18 protein-coding genes are annotated in these 18,725 nt (G+C 40.6%); 7 read left to right on the top strand and 11 right to left on the bottom strand.

All coding sequences use genetic code 11. The features are described from left to right. Nucleotides 1-424: 424 nt before the first annotated feature. On the top strand, nucleotides 425-1,171 hold the full coding sequence (locus RWM02_RS09775) for a CAAX protease (RefSeq protein WP_314071761.1): 747 nt from the start codon (nucleotides 425-427) through the stop codon (nucleotides 1,169-1,171). 229 nt (nucleotides 1,172-1,400) lie between these two features. Here the strand turns inward: RWM02_RS09775 and RWM02_RS09770 are convergent, their stop codons facing one another. The 7 genes from RWM02_RS09770 to RWM02_RS09740 all read right to left on the bottom strand — a co-directional run bounded on the left by RWM02_RS09770 (nucleotide 1,401) and on the right by RWM02_RS09740 (nucleotide 8,580). Continuing rightward, nucleotides 1,401-2,501 carry a hypothetical protein gene (locus tag RWM02_RS09770; protein ID WP_314071759.1) on the bottom strand — a complete coding sequence of 367 codons (1,101 nt, stop codon included), beginning with the start codon at nucleotides 2,499-2,501 and terminating at the stop codon, nucleotides 1,401-1,403. 10 nt (nucleotides 2,502-2,511) lie between these two features. Beyond that, entirely contained in the window at nucleotides 2,512-3,693 is a 1,182-nt protein-coding gene (locus RWM02_RS09765) for a Cj0814 family flagellar-dependent secreted protein (protein WP_314071756.1), read from the bottom strand. Nucleotides 3,694-3,702: 9 nt separating this feature from the next. Beyond that, complete coding sequence (locus tag RWM02_RS09760) at nucleotides 3,703-4,521, bottom strand: cell surface protein (protein ID WP_314071754.1); 819 nt, start codon at nucleotides 4,519-4,521, stop codon at nucleotides 3,703-3,705. A gap of 85 nt (nucleotides 4,522-4,606) precedes the next feature. Continuing rightward, nucleotides 4,607-5,674 carry a Cj0814 family flagellar-dependent secreted protein gene (locus RWM02_RS09755; RefSeq protein ID WP_314071751.1) on the bottom strand — a complete coding sequence of 356 codons (1,068 nt, stop codon included), beginning with the start codon at nucleotides 5,672-5,674 and terminating at the stop codon, nucleotides 4,607-4,609. A 263-nt stretch (nucleotides 5,675-5,937) separates the two neighbouring features. Further along, entirely contained in the window at nucleotides 5,938-6,087 is a 150-nt protein-coding gene (locus tag RWM02_RS09750) for a type II toxin-antitoxin system RelE/ParE family toxin (protein WP_314071748.1), read from the bottom strand. A 1-nt stretch (nucleotide 6,088) separates the two neighbouring features. Then, entirely contained in the window at nucleotides 6,089-6,319 is a 231-nt protein-coding gene (locus tag RWM02_RS09745) for a hypothetical protein (protein ID WP_314071745.1), read from the bottom strand. 296 nt (nucleotides 6,320-6,615) lie between these two features. Continuing rightward, nucleotides 6,616-8,580, bottom strand: coding sequence for a response regulator (locus RWM02_RS09740; protein WP_314071743.1), 1,965 nt, complete (start codon nucleotides 8,578-8,580; stop codon nucleotides 6,616-6,618). A 144-nt stretch (nucleotides 8,581-8,724) separates the two neighbouring features. On the opposite strand from RWM02_RS09740, the gene RWM02_RS09735 reads away from it, so the two are divergent. From RWM02_RS09735 to RWM02_RS09720, 4 genes are all read left to right on the top strand, one after another. Next, nucleotides 8,725-8,949: a type II toxin-antitoxin system HicA family toxin gene (locus RWM02_RS09735; protein WP_103559579.1), complete on the top strand. Its 225-nt coding sequence runs from the start codon at nucleotides 8,725-8,727 to the stop codon at nucleotides 8,947-8,949. Continuing rightward, on the top strand, nucleotides 8,949-9,305 hold the full coding sequence (locus tag RWM02_RS09730; protein ID WP_314071738.1) for a type II toxin-antitoxin system HicB family antitoxin: 357 nt from the start codon (nucleotides 8,949-8,951) through the stop codon (nucleotides 9,303-9,305). Before RWM02_RS09735 ends, RWM02_RS09730 begins: the two co-directional genes overlap by 1 nt. A gap of 558 nt (nucleotides 9,306-9,863) precedes the next feature. Further along, nucleotides 9,864-11,954: a TonB-dependent receptor domain-containing protein gene (locus RWM02_RS09725; protein WP_314071736.1), complete on the top strand. Its 2,091-nt coding sequence runs from the start codon at nucleotides 9,864-9,866 to the stop codon at nucleotides 11,952-11,954. Between the two features lie 32 nt (nucleotides 11,955-11,986). Next, nucleotides 11,987-12,793 (top strand): alpha/beta hydrolase, encoded by an 807-nt coding sequence (locus RWM02_RS09720; RefSeq protein ID WP_314071733.1) that lies wholly within the window; start codon nucleotides 11,987-11,989, stop codon nucleotides 12,791-12,793. A 231-nt stretch (nucleotides 12,794-13,024) separates the two neighbouring features. Here RWM02_RS09720 and RWM02_RS09715 read toward each other — a convergent pair whose 3' ends face one another. From RWM02_RS09715 to RWM02_RS09700, 4 genes are all read right to left on the bottom strand, one after another. Continuing rightward, entirely contained in the window at nucleotides 13,025-13,552 is a 528-nt protein-coding gene (locus RWM02_RS09715) for a cytochrome c3 family protein (protein WP_040304079.1), read from the bottom strand. Then, nucleotides 13,549-15,306 carry an FAD-dependent oxidoreductase gene (locus RWM02_RS09710; RefSeq protein ID WP_314071729.1) on the bottom strand — a complete coding sequence of 586 codons (1,758 nt, stop codon included), beginning with the start codon at nucleotides 15,304-15,306 and terminating at the stop codon, nucleotides 13,549-13,551. Before RWM02_RS09710 ends, RWM02_RS09715 begins: the two co-directional genes overlap by 4 nt. A gap of 22 nt (nucleotides 15,307-15,328) precedes the next feature. Further along, on the bottom strand, nucleotides 15,329-15,892 hold the full coding sequence (locus tag RWM02_RS09705) for a hypothetical protein (RefSeq protein ID WP_314071726.1): 564 nt from the start codon (nucleotides 15,890-15,892) through the stop codon (nucleotides 15,329-15,331). Between the two features lie 269 nt (nucleotides 15,893-16,161). Then, nucleotides 16,162-16,743, bottom strand: coding sequence for a hypothetical protein (locus RWM02_RS09700; protein ID WP_314071724.1), 582 nt, complete (start codon nucleotides 16,741-16,743; stop codon nucleotides 16,162-16,164). Nucleotides 16,744-17,030: 287 nt separating this feature from the next. On the opposite strand from RWM02_RS09700, the gene RWM02_RS09695 reads away from it, so the two are divergent. Continuing rightward, the gene (locus RWM02_RS09695) at nucleotides 17,031-17,702 is read left to right on the top strand and encodes a response regulator transcription factor (protein ID WP_314071722.1); all 672 of its coding nucleotides are present in this window, start codon (nucleotides 17,031-17,033) and stop codon (nucleotides 17,700-17,702) included. After that, nucleotides 17,695-18,725, top strand: a 1,031-nt coding sequence (locus tag RWM02_RS09690; RefSeq protein ID WP_314071720.1) for an ArsS family sensor histidine kinase, incomplete at its 3' end; no start/stop codon positions are given. The genes RWM02_RS09695 and RWM02_RS09690, both read left to right, overlap by 8 nt.

The raw sequence follows: 18,725 nt of genomic DNA, 5'->3' as shown, positions 1-18,725 counted from the left end.
AATCCTCATAAGCCGGAGGTCGGGAGTTCAAGTCTCCCCCGTGACACCAAAACACCCTATTTTAGGCATCGGAAAAGTTTGTTCCGATCTTTCCCTTTCTTTAATATTTCCTTTAAGAGTGGAACACTTGGATAAAAAAGTGGAACACTATCTCAAAAAAGTTTAAAATTGTATCTCACTCTTGCTTCACAAACAATGAAAAACGTCAAAAAATAAAAATATTTTATCGTCAACAAAATAAACTGACTGATTTTTAAGCAAAAATATTTTTACAATAGATGTAAGAGTTCTTAATATTTAGATTATTTTTTAGAAGTCTGCAGGATAAAAGCTTTAGGGTAGTTTTAGCCTGAACTATCGTCAGAACCCCCTAAGCTACCGCGGATTATAATACAATCAATATAAAAAAGCACTTAGGAAGTAGATGTTTGACATAGTCCAAAGCCAATATGAAAAAATATACGATATATTTAAACAAGGCTACGATGGCTTTATGGATCACGAATTTGAGGCCAGAATAAAAAGAGCGATATCGGTATTGCATTTTAAATATTTACTTGGAGCCTGCAAAGAAGCTAACGCCGTATTGCCAAAAACAAACCTAAACAACCTCAATCTATTTGATTTAATAATTTCAATCTACAATAAAAGACGTAGAACCCATCAGGCCAAGTTTTTCTTACTGCACTGTTTTGAGAGCGGACTTCGTAGCACTCTAGCCGTCAATTTTTCAAATTTATACAACCAAGACGCCGATGATTGGTTCTTTAAAACAGATGAGCTAGAGTTTGGAAGGATATTAAATATAGTAAAAAGGCGTTGCAAAAATGAAGACCTGCAAAATCTAGGAACATTTGGCATATTCGATAAATTTTATATGATAGACCTAGAAGAGCTAAGCGATGAATATTGGCATACGATAGAGCACATCTTTGCAAGCACGAGAGAATACAAGTCCCAAATACTTCCGGCTTACGGACGCCAACACCTAATAACCAAAATAGGGCAAATAAGAAAAGCTAGAAATGAAATATATCACAACAATCCTACAAAGATAAAATTCGCAAAAGATTTGGAAATATTGCTTTTACGAATGGGCTACAATTTACAAGATGCTATCGGCGGCTGCGATTTTAGAGGCGATATCAAGCTACAATACAAATACGATTAGAATTATACAGCCCATAAAGACCATAATAATCATGCATACTTATAGAAAAGCCAAATTTGCCATTTTCGCAGATCTGCAAAATCTAATACTAGCTTGCGTAACTTCATCCAAGCTGTCCGTTTTTTGTTTGTATAGGAGACTTCCCCTATAAGCGCTCGATCCGCCAAGCTCGGCGAAATATTTATTTAAAATACTTTTTAAACCCTTACTCGCGTATGGATTTTGGGCATTATGCGATAATATCCGTCTTGCCAATCTTGCCCACTTTGCGCAGTATTTCCATTATATCCATCCCCTTTTCCTGCTCAACTTTGATAAATTTCTCGAAAAATTCGCGCTTTATATCCTTATAAACATAGGTTTGGCTTTTGCTAACGGCTTGGATAGGCTTAAATTTATTCTCTTCGGGCGTTTCTTTAGGAGCTTGATCGCTTGTTGCACTTTCTTTTAGAGCTATATTTTGTAGCACGTCCGCGATACTCTCGCCTTTTTTAAACGCGTCTTTTAAGAAATTTAAAAACTCTTTTTTAGTTGCTTCATCTGCGTAGCTCACTCTTTTTTCAAGCGGCTGATTAAGAGATCTTAGCCTTACCTTTTCGGGCGTTTGATCAAAATTTAACTTTCCATCTTTGAGTGAGATCTTGACGTTTGCGTGATCCCCTAGTATCTTTTCGGCGGTAAATTCGAGCCATTTATCTTTGAATTTATCTATGTCCATATCGGAGTCGAGCAAGTCGGTGATCTCGCGCAGCATAACAAATCCCGGAATAAATCCAGTTCCTACGCCGCCTAAATCCGTGCGAACATCGTCGACGTTTAAGTTTTTATATCCGGCTAGCCCCTCGTTCGCCGCTAAAGCTTTAGTGCTGTCTATGAACTTTTTTAGCTCGGCGACCTCGCTCTTATTCACGCTTGGATCAAGCCCGTTTATCTTGCCCCACACGCTGATTTTATCGTCCTTAGTGTAGCCGCTTAGCGAAAATATCCTCCTTACGGCTACTGGCTCGTTCGGATTTAGACCAAGCTCTTTACGCCAGCTGTCTTCAAACTTTTCAAACCCCATTTTTATTCCCAGCCATTTGCTTAAGTTTTTACCCGTTAGCTTCCCTGGATCGACATTTTCCGCCCAAATTTTGAGCTGATCTCGGTCTAGTTTTTCTGGATCAAGAGCGTCATACTCAATATGTGCTGTTGAATTTGGCTGTGCGATCGCCAAATTTAAAGCTTGATTTGCCGCCTCTTTTTCCTCATGCATCTTTAAATTTTGCCCATGAGCGCTACTAAAATCATAATTTACGTTTGCGTTAAATCCGCTTATGCCGCTTATCATATTAATCCTTTTAAGCTTTTATATCCACGCTCTTAGCGTTAAATTTCATTATTGCCTCAAGTTCTTCTAAATTTTTTCTAGTATTTTGCTCTAGCTCTTTGTCGTATTTTCTGTTTTTACCCAGCATCTTTTGCGTTCGCTTTTCTTGCTCTATTAGCTTTTCTAGGCGTTTTTGCGCCTCTTTCATATCCTCTTGCATTATTTCAAAGAGGCTTTTTGATTCTTTGCCGTCGTCGCTGACATTTATCTCGCCGACAAATTTTAAACTCCTTGCAAAATCTACGAAATCTTTTAAATCTTGAGGCAATGAATCCACTAAAGATTGCGAGTATTTATCGTATTTATGTCCATGCAAGTCGGTAAAGGCTCTAATTTTTGCTTGGTACTCTTGCGAGGATATGTTTTTATCTAGCCCGTTAATCTTGCCGTGATAGGTGGTTTCACCTTCTATGGCGTGACTATTTTTGTTTAAAATACCGATCAAAAGCCCGCCTTTGGTTATATTGCCGCCTTTATCGGTATATTTGTCTTTTGTAGTATCAAAATACATCCCGCTGTTTATATCTTCTTTGCCGCCACTGTTGCTGTTTAATATATCGGTAGATGGTTTTAAGCTCTTATGCTCTGAGTAGTAACCGATCGTGGAGCTATTATAAAAAGTAGTCGTTATGCTAGTCCGTTCATTTCTTTGAAAGCTACTATCGACTCCCATATAGTCTGATATTTTGCTATGAAGCTTTAATACCTTGAGCGTTTTATTGTCGTATTCGTATCCTTGAGGAAATTTAGCGAGGTCTTCTTTGCTAAAACTTTCTTTGGAATTTAAAACGTCCTCGCCGACTACTTGGGATAAAATTTTATATGCATTGCCGACTGTTTTTGCTATGTCGATTTTTGAAAACATTTTATTAAATGCGATCGCTTTATCATTTACGTTCACGAGCGATTTTAAGGTATCTGAGTGGATTTTGTAGTCCTTTGGAATACCTGCGGCTTCGTTAAATTCGGACGTAAAATATCCGTCCTCATCGACTTTATAGCCTAAAACTTCGTTAAATTTGTGCTCGACCGTATCCGGCTGCGAGATTTCATTTTGTTTTAAAATCTCAGTTTTTGAGCCATGCTTAACATTTACGTTTAGGGAAAAACTTTGTCTAGAAAAAGCGGAATAGTTGTTAAGAGCGTTTATCATATTAATCCTTTATGCTTTTACGTCAAATTTGCCTAGTTTTGCTAGCTGATTTAAAATCTCCGTTATATCCGTCCCTTTTTCTCGCTCGGCTTTCAAAAAATTCTCAAAAAACTCTCGTCTGATGTCTTTATCAACGTATGTTTTGCTTTTGCTAGTGGCTTGGATTGGCTTGAATTTAGCTTCTGCTCTTTGCTTAGCTAAATTTGCGTTATATTCTCTCATCTCTTGATTGATTTTTGCCACGGCTTCCTTGTGGGCTTTCGTGGTTTTCTCGATATCTTCCGCATAGAGCTTTTTAAATTCTTCTATACTGATGTCGGTTCTTTGCAGCAAAGCAGCTCCGACGTCGCCCATCGCAGCGTCTTCAGGTGAAGAGTCTTTAAAAGCTCTCAGCTCCTCTTCCTCCTCCTTTGTTCCGAGCCCCAGCATTTTACCCGAGATAGTTGGTTTACCGTCTATCGAATAGGATTGTAATAACCTAGAATATCTCGCCAGCATGCCTTCTACAGCTTCTTTCATGGTTTCGGGATCTTTGGCTCGCAGGGTTTTTATCTGCTCGGGCGTATATTTCTTGGACAATATATCATCGATTTGGTTTATGGCTTTAGTTATCCAGCCTTCCTCGCTCTCGTCCACCTTGATAACTTCGTCCGCAAGTTCCTTGATAGGTCTGCTTTGGTATATCTGAATTTGTCTTTTTACGTCTTCTTTGTTGTTTGAAGCTTGCATTTGCTCGTTCGCCAAATTCGTCTTAGCGGTTTTATCTGCAGGAGTTAAATTTGACTTGAAATTTGCCGTAGAAATGCTTAAATTTGAGCCATTTATCATTTTAAATCCTTTAAGACTATATCGGATAAAAATGACTTTTCTTTAGCATAAACCAAGAAGCCAATTGTAGTAATAAAATATAAGGCTAGATATTCGTTTCGCCTTTAGGGCGGACGGTTTCTTTTTGAAACGCCTCCAGCCTTAGTGCTAGCTTATCCACTATGCTATCCGCAGTTTCGTTGCCGCTCAGGCTCATAAGCCCGTCTTCGATAATTTTCTTTAAAAATTCCTTTATGATTTTGGTATTTTTTAGAAAATCGGATATGGTTATGGGCATATCGTCAAAGCTTTGGCTTCTCATATCTTGCGCGTATGTTTGGACTTGATCCGTTAGCCTAGTTTCCCCGCTATCGCTCGCTATGGGCGGGAAGCCTTTTAAAAACTGCATAAATACGCCCTCTCTGGCGTATCCACCCTCTTTTTCGTAGACCGACGTATCGGGGTTAAAGCTAAAGCCGTCTTTTTCCTGCGAATTTGACGAGCCTAGAGTAGAAAAATTTAAAGGATATACGCTAAGGCTAACTCCGTATTTTTTAATATCGCTTGAGAGTTCGCCGGCGTTTTGTAGCTGAGTTTGAGTACTATAGACGTTTGATACGGCAAATAGGCTAACGTCTTTTAAAAAATTACTCTTGCCAAACGGTTTTTGATTGATATTTACGCTAAAGCCCTTGGGTAGCTTTTCTAAGTCGCTTTGGCTATACGTTTCTTTGCCTTCAGGTACGACTGCGTTAAACAGCTTGTAGTATTGTTTCACCGTGTCAGCTACGTCGATATTTTCAAAGGGCTTTTGATCCGGCGAGGGCGTAAACAAATAAGTCTTATTGTTAAACCTCGCTATCTCGTCGATAGAGCTTTTATGGATTTTGAAATTTTCGGGAAGGCCGGCTACTTTGTTAAAATCGCTACTCATATAGCCGAGATTATCCACCGAGTATCCGTAAGCCAAATTTGATCCAAATTTTAACGAGTTTAAATTTTGATCTTGCGCGCCGCTTGACGTCAGATCGTATGTTTTAAATGCGGCGGTCTCAGCTGTGCCGCTGCTCTGAATAAGATTTGCGAAGCTAACGTCCTGCGTTTTGGCTTGCTTCTTTTCTTGAGCTTTGGATAGTATCGACGAATAATTTATCTTAGTAGCGGAAACGTTCACGGCTTATCCTTCTTAAAAAGAAATTTAAAGAAGGATAAGCAAAATTTATTCCCCATAATTCGCGACATTTGCGTAAGGGTCTTTGAGAAAAAGATTATACTATGCAAGCCAGGTCTAAATTTTAGACTTTAAAATTTTGGTAGATTATGCTTGTAGATTGATAGGATCTTTATGGTGTCGTCTTCGATTATAAAAGGAATAACGTACCCTTTGAAAATTAGATCCCTTATGTTGTCTTTGTGAAAGTATTGATTTTTTCTAAATCAGTAAGCAAAAGTAGATAAGCTTTCGATTTTTTCAAATAAGCCCTCAAGAAAATCATTTGCTACTTTATTGCTCTTGCTTCTATCCGCGTAAAAATCTAAAATACTTTTAATTTCTTCCTTGAATTGTTCGCTTAAGATAATTTCCACTCTAAGCGCCTTTGTTTTTTAGGTAAGATCTCATCTCGGTTTTAAATTCGTCAAAGGCTTGATATTTTAGATCGCCGCGTTTATCGGCCTCTACTAGTTTCTTTAAATCTTGCTGATCGGCTTGGCTTAGATAATCTTCATTGTCGTAAGTAATGGTTGTTTCAGGATCTAGCGCAATAATAGCCCTAATAGCTTCTATAATACTATGGTTTGCGGTTTGGATATTTATCATTTCTTGCTCCTTGTGTTTATCGTCATTATATCGCACCCTTTCTAACGGCTGACGTTTTCTCTGATGATCGATCTCTAAATTTATACTTATACCTTTTGTGTGTTTAGACTCAGCTTAATGTCCTTTATATGTTTTTTCAGAAAATCCGCCTACTCGTCAGGCGGTGACGTATCTACCGGATGATGAGATGGACTTTTTAACCAAAGAGGCCAAATAAAAAGGCGTCAGCAAAAATCAAGTGCCTAGAAATTTGATAGCCAAACATATAAACAAATAGGCTGGCTATCTGGCCCTATTTAAACCCTTACATCTATCTTCCTATAGAATCTATCCTTCTCGCCCACATTGGCGCCCTTGCCAAACTCGTTATTTAAAAACGAAATATTGTATAGATCCTTCGCCGTTAGGGTTTTATTATCTCCCAGGTATATCAAAAACTGTTTTCCATGCTTAGTAGAAAAGGATTTTATAGCGCTAGCTCCTATTTCCTGGAGCGTCTTATATTTGCCGTCGGTATCTAGTATGCCTATATTATTAAAGCTTATAGAGCCAAGCTCGATGTCGCTCATGGCTTTAGTTTCTAAATTTAGGCTTGCCCTTCTTGTTTTATCTCCTAAAAGCTTACCCGTATCAGAATACAGCTCCGTTACTTCTATTTCTCTACCGCTATCAAATTTTAAGGTTATAGACCCGTTATCGTTTAGCTTCATGGCTATTACGCTATCGCTGTCTCGTAATGATGACGCCGCCCTATCAATATCGGTTTCAAAAGCACGCCTAACTTTTTCTAAATTCTCCTCGCTAAATTTTAATCCGGTAGCAGCCTCAAATTCATTTTCCATAGCTACCATATAGGCGGACTTACTGTCCTTTAGCTTATTTATGTATTCGTCCGCATTTTCTACGTTATAGTCTTTTAAGTTCTTGCTTAGCCACTCTATATCTTTGTTGTGGGCGTCAAGCTCTTTGTGATAATCGTCGTAGAATTTCATAAAGCTGCTTCTTTGATATCCGTTATAAGAGAAGTCTTTATCTTTAGGGGCGTCGGATCCTATTATAGGATTAAATTCGTTAAGCTTTAGCTTTCCGTCAAATCCAACCTTTTCATAGGCAAAGTTGTTAAATGGGCTATTTTTATTAAATACGTTATTATTTCTTAGGTCTACCCAGCCGTCTTTATCGGCGTATGCGTCAAAGAAGCCCTTAATACTATCGGCTTCCGCCTTTTTATATCTGCTCTCCGGAGCAAATACGGTGTAGGGGTTTGAAGAGTAGTAAGATATCCTATAATCTATGTTTGTAGTATCTACGAAATTTCTCATATCGTTATTGGCAAGAGATTCGGAGTTGATGATATCTCTTCTTTTTTGATTCCAGTTAACGACATCCGAATTTATAAATTTAGTCAAATCGATATCCGATACTACGTCGCTTAAATTTGCTATCTTTTCGTTGCCGTCCTTATCGTGTCCTCTGACCTTGAGCTTTGAGAATAGCTTATCGGAGCTATTTAAAATTCCGTCGCCGTTACTGTCGAAGTTAAAAAGCAAAGCATTGCTAGTGAGTTTTCCAATACCCAACTTATCGTTATCGCCGTATAGATCCAAAAATACCTCTACGTCGCCGTATTTAGTACGCAGGGTGCTTGAAGATGCGTAAGAGTTTAAATTTGATGATTTGGTATTCTCAAGATATCCGCTTTGATCTATAAAAGACATATTGATCGAGTGGGGATCCGCATTTATACCCTGAAAGTATCTCTCGCCCCTAAGAGAGCCGTTGAGATAGGCATTTGAGGTATCAACTCCGTATTTTTGCTTTATCTCTTTTAGCGCATTATGATCATTTACTACGCTATCTATTCTTTGTTCTTGATTGACCGAGTACCTTGAGCCAAGATACGTAAAATCGTATCTGGCAAAGTCTCCCGTCAAAGTAGGAGACGAGCTGTAATGATAATCTAAGCCGCTGTTTCTACCAAGCAGATTGTTAATATTAAATTCGCCCTTGTTTAAAGCGTTGCTATCGCTAATATCCATAACATTATTTACGCGTAGCTTTGAGATGATGCCGCTTGACTGAGCCCTTAAAAAGTCTTTTGCCCTATATTCTATTTGCGCTTGCCTATTTAGGTATTCCGCCGAAGTCATACTTTCATCGCCAACCTTGACGGCCTCTTTTAAAGATTGGGTTTTATTTACTCTGGCGATATCTATATCTGGTAGCTTTAAAAACGAGACATTGTTTGAACTGTTTATCATTTAAATCCTTTTAAAAGCTTTACTTGTATATCGGATAAAATTTAAAAATATTTAGGATTAATAACAAGTTTACTATATGGCTATTAAGCATCCTATAAAAAATAGTATGTATAATAGTAAGTATAAAACATAAAAAGGGACGGCGTGTCGAGTCTTGATAAATTAATCAAAAAACTTGAAAATAATCCGAAAAATGCAAGCTTTGACGACGTTAAGCGCCTGCTATTAAATCACGGATATGAATTAGATCACGTTAAAGGCTCGCACCATAAATTTAAAAAAGGCGGCGACACTGTAGTCATACCGTACCATAAGCCGATTAAAGAGATCTATGTTTTACAGATCTTAGCAAAGATAAGGGAGTCATGATGAAAAAAGACTTGAACTATTATTTAAACTTGCCGTATACGATCACGATCAAAAGACTGGACGACGGCGATTATTTTGCTCAGTATGCAGATATAGGGCTAGCTAAAAATAATCTAATGGCCGGCTGGGGAGCTACCGAAGCCGAAGCGATAGCGGATCTAAAAGAAGCCTTTGCTTGCTATGTCGAAGGGGCTCTTAAAAACGGTGAAAGCATCTATGAGCCTATCGACGAAAACGTCAAAGTCCGTATAAATTTAACTATACCTAAAGGCGTTTTAAATGCAATTGATGCAGTTACGAATAACCGCTCGGCATGGCTTAGCGAGCTAGCTAAAAAGGCGCTAGCAGTGCAATAAAGAGTACGGAGCAGGCCGCCGCATAGACGACCTTTGTAGTTATCTTAAAGGGAGGTCATAGATGTTAGAGCGTTTACTCTCTCTTTTATGGTCTTAACATATTCCTCTCTGTCTTTATCGCTTAAAATTTGGTTTGTCTTGCCCGGTCTATATCTCAAGAGTTCGGCTATTGTCATTTCTTCTTGCATAATTCTGTCTCGAGCCATATCGTTTCCGCCATTTACTCTTTTTATGAAGTCTATATCCTTTTTCCCTTGTTCTATATTGAGTATTGAGTAGGTTTTTATCTGATCGGTAAGCTCGGTTTCCCCGCTATCGCTAGCTTTTGGTTTAAAATTCTTTAAAAATCCTACAGGATGGATAAAATTTCAAATTTAACATCCTTTTATAAGCTTTAAAAATTGCCTCAAAGCCATCTTATTAAATTGGCCATCTCGTCCTTAGCGGCAAATTCTATCTATATACGATAATTAATATTAAATTTATTCCATATTAGTTATTATTCGCGAAGAAAGATTGATAACTTAAATCAATATTAAGTATTCCAAAGGATTTTATATGATTGTTTCAAAAAATAAAGCTTTTGCATCTATCGTTTCGCTAGTATGCGCAATAAATTTACAAGCCGTAGATAATATAAATTTAGAAGAGGTCGTAGTCACTGCTAGCGGTTTTTCGCAAAGCATTAAAAACGCACCCGCCAGCATATCAATCGTAAAAAATGACGACCTGGCAAAAGATAGCTTCACCTCGCTTCACTCTATCGCCTCAAAAGCTCCGGGAGTTAGCGTTATAGGGGGTGAGGACGGACCCGCCAGCGGTATCTCGATCCGAGGCATGGAAGGTTCGCAAACGCTAGTTCTCATAGACGGCAAAAGAGTAAATTCAAGCGCGGCCAATCCAAAAGGCGGCGCCGGCGATATGAACTCAAATTTTATCCCGCCGGTTGAGGCGATAGAACGAATCGAAATCATCAGAGGACCGATGAGCTCGCTTTACGGTAGCGATGCGGTGGGCGGAGTCATAAATATCATCACGAAGAAAAATTTCGATAAATTTAGCGGCTCTGTGAGTATATCCGGTATCGCGCAGGCTCATAGCAGCATCGGCTCGCAGCGCCAAGCGGACTTTTATCTTAACTTTCCGCTTCTTAACAAATACCTCGGTCTTCAGCTCTGGGGCTACAAAAAATTACGAGATGAGGATAGCTATCCGGGCGGCTATCAAGAAAGCGACAAGAAAAACTTTAGCGCAAAACTATGGATCACGCCGGATGAATACAATAAATTTTATCTCCTAGCCTCCCAAGAACGCCACGAATACTCTAGGACCGTCGGCAAGACGGCAACGGTAAGGACAAACAGGCTGCTAAATAGCTACGACTACAAAAAAGATAGCTACGGAGTAGGATATCTGGGAAATTTTGAAAATTTAAATGCCGACGTGAGCTACATTTACGATCAGACGAAGCGAACGAGCCTCTTTGATAGCTTAACGCCGGCCGACGTCAAAAACCACAACTTTAACTCCAAATTTAGCACCTTCCTGGATTCGCATACGCTAACTTTCGGCTATGATTTTAGCAAACAGACGACAAAAACCACATTTATCGTATCAAATTCAAGTAGAAGCGTGCTGCGAAACCCAAAAGCTTACTCCATGAAAGAGCATGCGGCATTTTTAGAAGACGAGTGGGAGATTTTAGACGACAAGCTTTATTTGACGCTGGGCGGTCGCTTCACGCATAACGAATTTTTCGACGATCATCTCTCGCCGCGTGCGTATCTAGTTTACAATCTAAGCGACAACTGGACACTAAAAGGCGGCGTAGCGACAGGATACAAGACGCCCGACGTCAATCAAATCTCGCCGGAAGTCGGCACCATACAAGGCGGCTGGAGGATAGTAGACTTCGGTAACGCAGACCTAAAACCCGAAAAGAGCCTAACTTATGAAATCGGCGCTTACTACGATAGCAGCGACGATTTTAGAGGTTCGGTTACTCTATTTAGAAACGAGTTTAAAGATAAAATCCTAGATACCGACGGTAGCAGCATAAACCGTATTCCGGCATTTGGCTCATGCACTACGGCTCCGCACGTAAACTGCCCGGGCTGGGGAACCTACTTTAACATCGACGGTGCAGACGTCTGGGGCATCGAGCTTAGCGCAGACTACGACATACTAAAAAATCTAAATTTGCGCGGCAACTACACATACAACAACTCCAAAATCAAAACCGGCGACCCGACGATCAATACCCCAAACGGCCCGGTCAAATTTAGCCAGACCAATCTTAGCCGACTAGACGGCAAATCTCTGACCGCAACGCCCGAACACGCGGCAAATTTGACGCTTACGTATAAGCCTATCGCAAGCGTTAGCACCTTTGCCGGGGCAAACTACGAGAGCGAGCTAACCAGCGTCAAATTCGGTCCCGGTAATAAAGTAAGCGAAAACGACAAAAAGCTTTTTACCGTCGATTTGGGTGCTAGCTGGGAAGTAAATAAAAATTTAAGCTTAAATTTGACCGCCTACAATATCTTTGATAATATCCGCTACGACGAGGGGATGGCCGATGACGGCAACTACTACTGGTATCCTGAAGAGGGTAGGAGATTTTGGTTTAAGGTAAGCGCGAAGTGGTAAGGATTGTTAAATTATTTTTGGGAGCTTTGATTATGATTGCTGCAGCCAGCGCAAAGCCTACTCAATACATAGAGCCGATAGATGAAAGCGTTTATCGGCTTTTTGATGTTAAATACTCCATAGTAGAAAGCGCGGGCGGAGAAATATATAAAATTTTTCAAGCCGTCCCTAAAAACCGCAACGTTTATCCAAAAGCGATTTTTATGCTCGATGCGAATGCGCAATTTTCCGTGTTGCTTAATTTATTTAAAAATTTTACTTCTAGCGGTAGCATACCGCTTATCATAGGCGTCGGATACGATACGCCGCTAGCTTACGATACCGCAAGGCGAACAAAGGACCTAACGCCGTTAGCCCAAGGCGACGAATACGAGCAAGGCGGCAATGCGGACAAATTTTATAAATTTATAAAAGAGAGGCTAATGCCGTTTGTAGACAAGGAATACGATATAAAAAATAGCGAAAAAATATTTTACGGCCACTCTTTCGGCGGACTATTTTTAGTTTATTCGCTTCTGCAAAACGACGGTATATTCGATGAGTTTTTTATAGCTTCTCCGTCTCTTTGGTGGGGAGATTCAAAAATTATAAAGGAGGCCTTAGATAACGACGGTAAACTAAAAATTAGATTAAAGGCGAGTTTTATAAGACTTAGCGTAGGAGAATTAGAAAAAAGGGTGGGCAAAACGGACAAAGAAAATATACTAAAAGCGGCCGATTTGGCTGAAATTCTAAAAAAGTCGGGCGTCAAATACGAATTTAAAATCTACGAAGGACAAGGACACGGCGACGTAATACCGCTAGTGCTAAAAGATATCGTAAAGCATGTAAGCGAATAATTTAAAGACATTGTTAGAGGCAATTCTTTTTTAATATCTAAAAGCAAATTTTCCCATAAACCCAAATTTACCTTAACCTAATATACAATCTTAAAATCACGGTACCATATAAAAATACCAAAAGTATACAATCTAGCTATATAGCAGCTTAGATTTATACGATTTAACTTATCTTGAGCCATTTATGTTTACAGAGGATATAAATCCGCCCCAGGCGAGGCGGATTAAAGATTATTTTTCGCTAGGCGGATACATCTTCCAGCTACTATCTACCTTCCAGTCTATCGGGTGGCAAGACATACAAGTATTTAGCTTTTGTGGATGATGCACGGCGTGGCACGACTGGCATTGTAGCATCTCATTGCCTTTATTGTGAGTACCTTCGTGTGGGTTAGATAGGCCATAGTGCGCAGTCTTTTTTCTTATGTCAGCTATCTTATGACAGCTAGTGCACTGCTCGTTAGTAAAGCCCCTTTGTTTAGTTGGTGTCTCAAAGTCACCGGTTACATACATCCTAACTTCGTTTAGCTGTTCTCCTATGGTTGGCGTGTGGCAGTCGTGACATGTGACATTTGCGTCGTTATGTTTTTTAGCCAACAAATTTCCTTTTGTATAAGAGTCATACTCAGGCTGCATGTTGTGACACATGATGCAAAATTCGGCTTTGTGGCTAGCCGCTTGTACTTGATGAAACGATATAAAGCCCACAATAGCGGCTATTACTAGCCCTATTATCGTATATTTTCTTTTCTTGTTCATGCTCTTTCTCCTTTTGCGTTTGCCGCGGCCTGATAGCCTGCTAAGCGTCCGTAGCATAGGCATGTTCCGTGGCTAGTGCCAGCTAAAACTACCGGATAGTCGCCCAAAAAGCGTCCGCCCATAACGTTACCGCAGGCATAAAGTCCAGAAATTTCGTTATAGTCGGTATCTAGCACGTTTGCGGTACTTGGCTCTACGGTGAAGCCGCCCATGACGACTAGGCTAGCGCCCACGCCCATTTTGCCGGCGTAAAACGGCGCGTGGCGGACCGGGAACATCCTTTTAGCAGTCTTGCCGAAGTCATCATCATGGCCTTTGTCGCATAGCTCGTTGTAGCGTTTTATAGTCGCTAAAAACTGCATTTGCGCCTTTTTGTTATCAGGATAGAGCATACCGGCAAGCTCTTCTATGCTATTTGCCTTAAATACACCAGGCATCTCTTCGAGATCTTTTACCGATATATACGATGTTTTACCTATCGCCCATTGGCAGTCGGGCGGAAGTTTTGGATTATCTTCTACGCAGTGATTTACGCTACCGTGCGACACGCCCATAAGTCCGACTTGCTCCGGAAATTTAGAGTCAAATACCTGCCAGCCAAAGCCTCCCGGTTGGCGAGAGAGCGGCTGAGTGACTTGTTGACCGCTTAGATCTTCATTTGTAAAGCGCTCTCCTTTTGCATTTGTTAGCAAAAATGCATCAACGCCGAGCGGTCCGCCGAGCGTATGGGCAACCGGTGCATGCGGTCCGTCTTCTAGCTTTGCACCTATCCATGAGCCTAGCTTATGTCCATCTCCTGTATTTGTAGGGTTATTTTTATAGTCCTTGTTTGGAAAAGGACAGAAGAAATTTGCCACCCACGGCACAAATGTCTTTACCATTTCGTGGTCATTCATATAATCCCCTGTAGCAAGTATAACTGACTTCGCATTTATCTTGATATATGAGCCATCAGCCATATCTTGAGCGATCGCTCCTTGCATCTTGCCAGTTGTTTTATCACGGAGTAGTTTTTTTGCGCGAGTTTTAAAGATATATTTTGCGCCTTGTTTTATAGACTTTTCATAAACTAGCTCCATCATCGGCTCCTGACTAGGCAAAAACGTCATAACAGTTGGATAGCTTGGGCTATTTTCCTGGCTTGGGTCGTACGCGGTCGGGAGCGGATAATGCATAAGTATCAAATTTATCTTGCTTCTATCAAGCTGTGTGTCGGTCTCTCTCATAAAATTTATCGCAGGAGCAAGCTCTATCATCCAGTCAAAGTCCTCGCCGCTATGATCTGCCCAGTAGTTCCATACGCGCTGATCGGCGCGATATCCCATCTGCTTTAAATGTTCATTTATGGCTGCTTGCTTATCATACTTGATGCCAAGCTCTCTTTGAAATTTATTGCCAAGAGTGCCGTACTGACCGCTTCTAACCTGAAAGCGACCGGCTTTTTCTATGACGATGACTTTGGCGCCTTTTTCGCTAGCGGCGCGTGCAGCGTGAAGTCCTGAAACGCCAGCACCGATGATAAGAACATCGGTTTCAAGCGTCTCTTTTATATCTTTATCTGAAATTTCTGGCTCAACGCCTAGCCATTTTGGCGTCTCAGGCGCTTTTGCGACTTCCTTTTTTGGATGGATAAGGTGATTGTTCGGGTTATCACAGCCTGTTAGTAGCGCAGATCCAGCCGCAACCGAGCCAAGCGTGAGCGCTCCGCTACGTTTTAAAAACGAGCGGCGTGATAGTTCATTGTTTTCTGCCATTTTATACTCCTTGCTTCAAATTTTATTTTAATATATCAAAATCATAAGACGCTCTTAGCCAAAGCTCTTCGTCTGTCGTTTTGCCGTCAGAGCTACCGTTAGTATACTTTAGCTTTCTATCCATAGTTTCATAAATAGCTGATAGTTTTAAACCCTTGACCGCAGGAACTTTGTAAGAAACTTGCACGTCCCAGCCCTCTACGTCTATCCTAGTGCCCGGTGCTTGACCGTGCAAGCCGCCTGATCGGACGTTGCTGCCGTTGTGCTGTTTGCCGTACCAGTAGTCGGCATCTAGCCTAAGACCCTCAGCGCCTACATTGCTAAAGTCGTAGCCTGCGCTAAATTTATGTAAATTCATACCGGCAAAGTTCATAAACAAAAACGGTCCGTAAATCGGAGTAGCTGTTGGCGCACCACAATCGTTACCCACGCCTTGAAGCGCCATTTGATTTTTACTAACGGTTGAGTATGCGTATGCAAGATCAAAGCCGTAAGCGTTATAAAGCCCAACCATACCCACATAAAAGTTGCCATTAAAGTCGAAATTCTCTTTTAAACTGCCGTTTGTTCTTGAGCCTTTATACATAAAGATTGCGCCAACATTCGCATTTTCAAAAAGCACAGGCGATTTGTAGCCAACCGCTGCATGGTAAAAGTTTATATCACCCTTTGAATTGAGCGCGTCATCATATTCTAGGCCTGATACGTTTGCGTAAGCAACCGTAAAATTTAGACCCTGTGGTCCGCGATACTCTACAAAAGAGTTAAAGATGTTATCGAATTCATACCCGTAAGGTCCAAAGCCGCCGATGACAACTCTATCTTTAAATCTAGGCGCGCCATGATCACCGCCCGTTACTGCGCTTGATCTACCTGCAAATCGGCTAGGCCGATAACGGTATCGATGCTATCAAGCTTTATCCTAGCGCTCACGCCCTCAAACGCCTCTTTGTAGCCCACGTCCGTGTTTGTAGCCACAAGCGGCGGCACTAGGCCTGTGTATTTTGAGTTGTAGTACTGACGGCCGATTTTAAGGTCGATATATTCATTTTCATATCCCAAGTAGGCTTCTGAAAGAGCTATGCCTTCGCTATTCCAGTCGTATGCAAAATAATCTTTTGCGGCCTTTGACGGACCGAAATTTACCAAACCCTGAGCCGTAAGACCGAGCCTAAAGCCGTAGTAAGAGCCGGTTAAAAATCTAAGCTCGGCGCCGAGGCCGCCGATATGCTCGCGAATTCTATTTGTTCTGCTAGCCGGCGGGAAGTACTCGGTCGAGTCCATATCGTAGTACGAAAATACTGTCGCGCCCATCGTGCTTGCCTGCAAAGCCTCCGCCAAACTTTCACTTGCGCTTGCACAGGTCGTCATAGCCATAAGCGTAGCCAAGCTAAGAGCAAATTTACTCTTATTTATCGTCAAAAAACATGTTTTCACCATAACCTCCTTTAATTTTCTTTTTAAGCATCTTTTACAAGAAAACCGTAAGCCGGTCTTGTTTAATAATGCCGCCTTTTTGAACCTGCTTTGTTGCATTATCGCTACTACAGCCAAAGATCGAAGCCGCTCCACGTAAATTTATATTTGTCGTTTTTGCGGCATCTTCTTTTGGTCTTGTTGGCGAAATCATAACATGTAGGCTTATCAAAAACGGTAAGATTTTGGTAACATTAACTAAAAAATATTTTTTAGTTTTAAATTTTAAATTTGATATAATTGCTACTATGATAGAAATTTTGCTCATAGAAGACGATCTTGAACTGGCCGAGCTTTTAAAATTTGCACTGGCAAAAAGCGAGATTGGCGTAACCATAGCCACAAACCCGCTTGAGGGACTTAAAATTCTAGACGCAAAAAATACTTTCGATGCTTTGGTGCTTGATCTTGGCTTGCCTAACATGGACGGTCTTGAAGTGTGTAAGCATGTTAGGCACAGCTATCCATCGCTACCTATCATCATATCATCGGCTCGCAGCGAAACGCTAGATAAGATAAAGGGATTTGAGCTTGGGGCGGATGACTATATGGCAAAGCCGTACGAGCCTATAGAGCTTGCATTTAGGCTAAGAGCGATACTCCGCCGAGGGATACAAACCAGCAACGACTCCAAAACCTTTTGCGTCGATAAACAAAGGCGTATCGTCATAAAAAACAAAGAGGAGATAGCGCTAACGAAAGCGGAATTTGACATCTTTATCTATCTTTATGAAAAAGAGGGGATGGTTATACCAAGAGAGGATATTTTGATAAATTTGGGCCAGGCGAAATTTCAAAGCGGACTAAAAAGCATAGATGTGGCCATAGGACGCTTGCGTCAGAAAATAGGAGACGATCCTAAAAATCCGCGATTCATTCACCCTGTGCGCGGTATAGGGTATAAATTTATCAATGCGTAATATATCCATAATCAAACTAATATCGTTTTTCTTTTTTGCCGCATTAGTTGTCGTAAATTTAGCATTTTTCATCGAATCAAAAAGGCAGATAAGAGACGCGGAGTACCTTACTTATGAGCGCTTTATGTTGGGTATGCGTATACGAGGACAAGTAGAAGGTAACGCAGCTAAGCAACTAGCGCAAATCGGCCTTAAAAATAGCGAGCTTGATCCTATTAAGATCAGGCAAGGCGGCGAGAAAATTTTTAGCGACTCGTATACCGATATGATAAGGTATAACAAAAAGTTTTATTTTGTACCTAGATTTTCTTCTATTGATCCTAAAATGTTTTCGCGCATTATGGATGCGGCGGGGCTTAATATATCAAGTGAAAATGACATCGCGAAAAACGATGTGCCTTTAGAAAATTTAGAAGAAATTTCTTCGCATAACATTTGGATACTTTGGCTTATAGTAAATATCGTAATGGCGGCATTTTTCATAGTCGTCTTAAAAAAATTGCTGAGACTCAGAAATTTAAAAAATATGATAAGAAGAGCGGGAGAAGAAGATAAATTTAGACTGCTAAAAGTAGAAGCAAATGATGAAATAGGCCAAATCGCGGGCGAATTTAATACGACGATACAAAAAATAGATGCGATAAAGCAGGCTAGAGCGCTGTTTTTACGTAATATCTTGCACGAATTTCGTAACCCGATAATGAAAGGGCGGATCATGGCGGACATGATAGCCGAAATCTTACAAGACGATAAATTTAAAAGCAGATTAAAACAAATTTTTATAAGGCTTGAAATGATACTGGGCGAAGTCGTCAAAGTAGAAAAACTAGTATCCAACGAATGGGAGCTCAAGAAAAATAAACACCGAGTCATAGACATCGTCGATCACTCGGTAGATATACTTTTACTAAAAGATACGAGCCGCATAGAAGTGCGAGCAGATGGGGAAATAAGCGCGGTTGAGGTTGATTTTGAACTTTATGCGACCGGAGTTAAAAATTTGATCGATAACGCCTTAAAATA

The sequence above is a fragment of the Campylobacter showae genome (assembly GCF_963515975.1).
GTDB classification, from domain to species: domain Bacteria; phylum Campylobacterota; class Campylobacteria; order Campylobacterales; family Campylobacteraceae; genus Campylobacter_A; species Campylobacter_A showae_F.
This window is presented reverse-complemented; position numbering and strand designations above follow the sequence as displayed.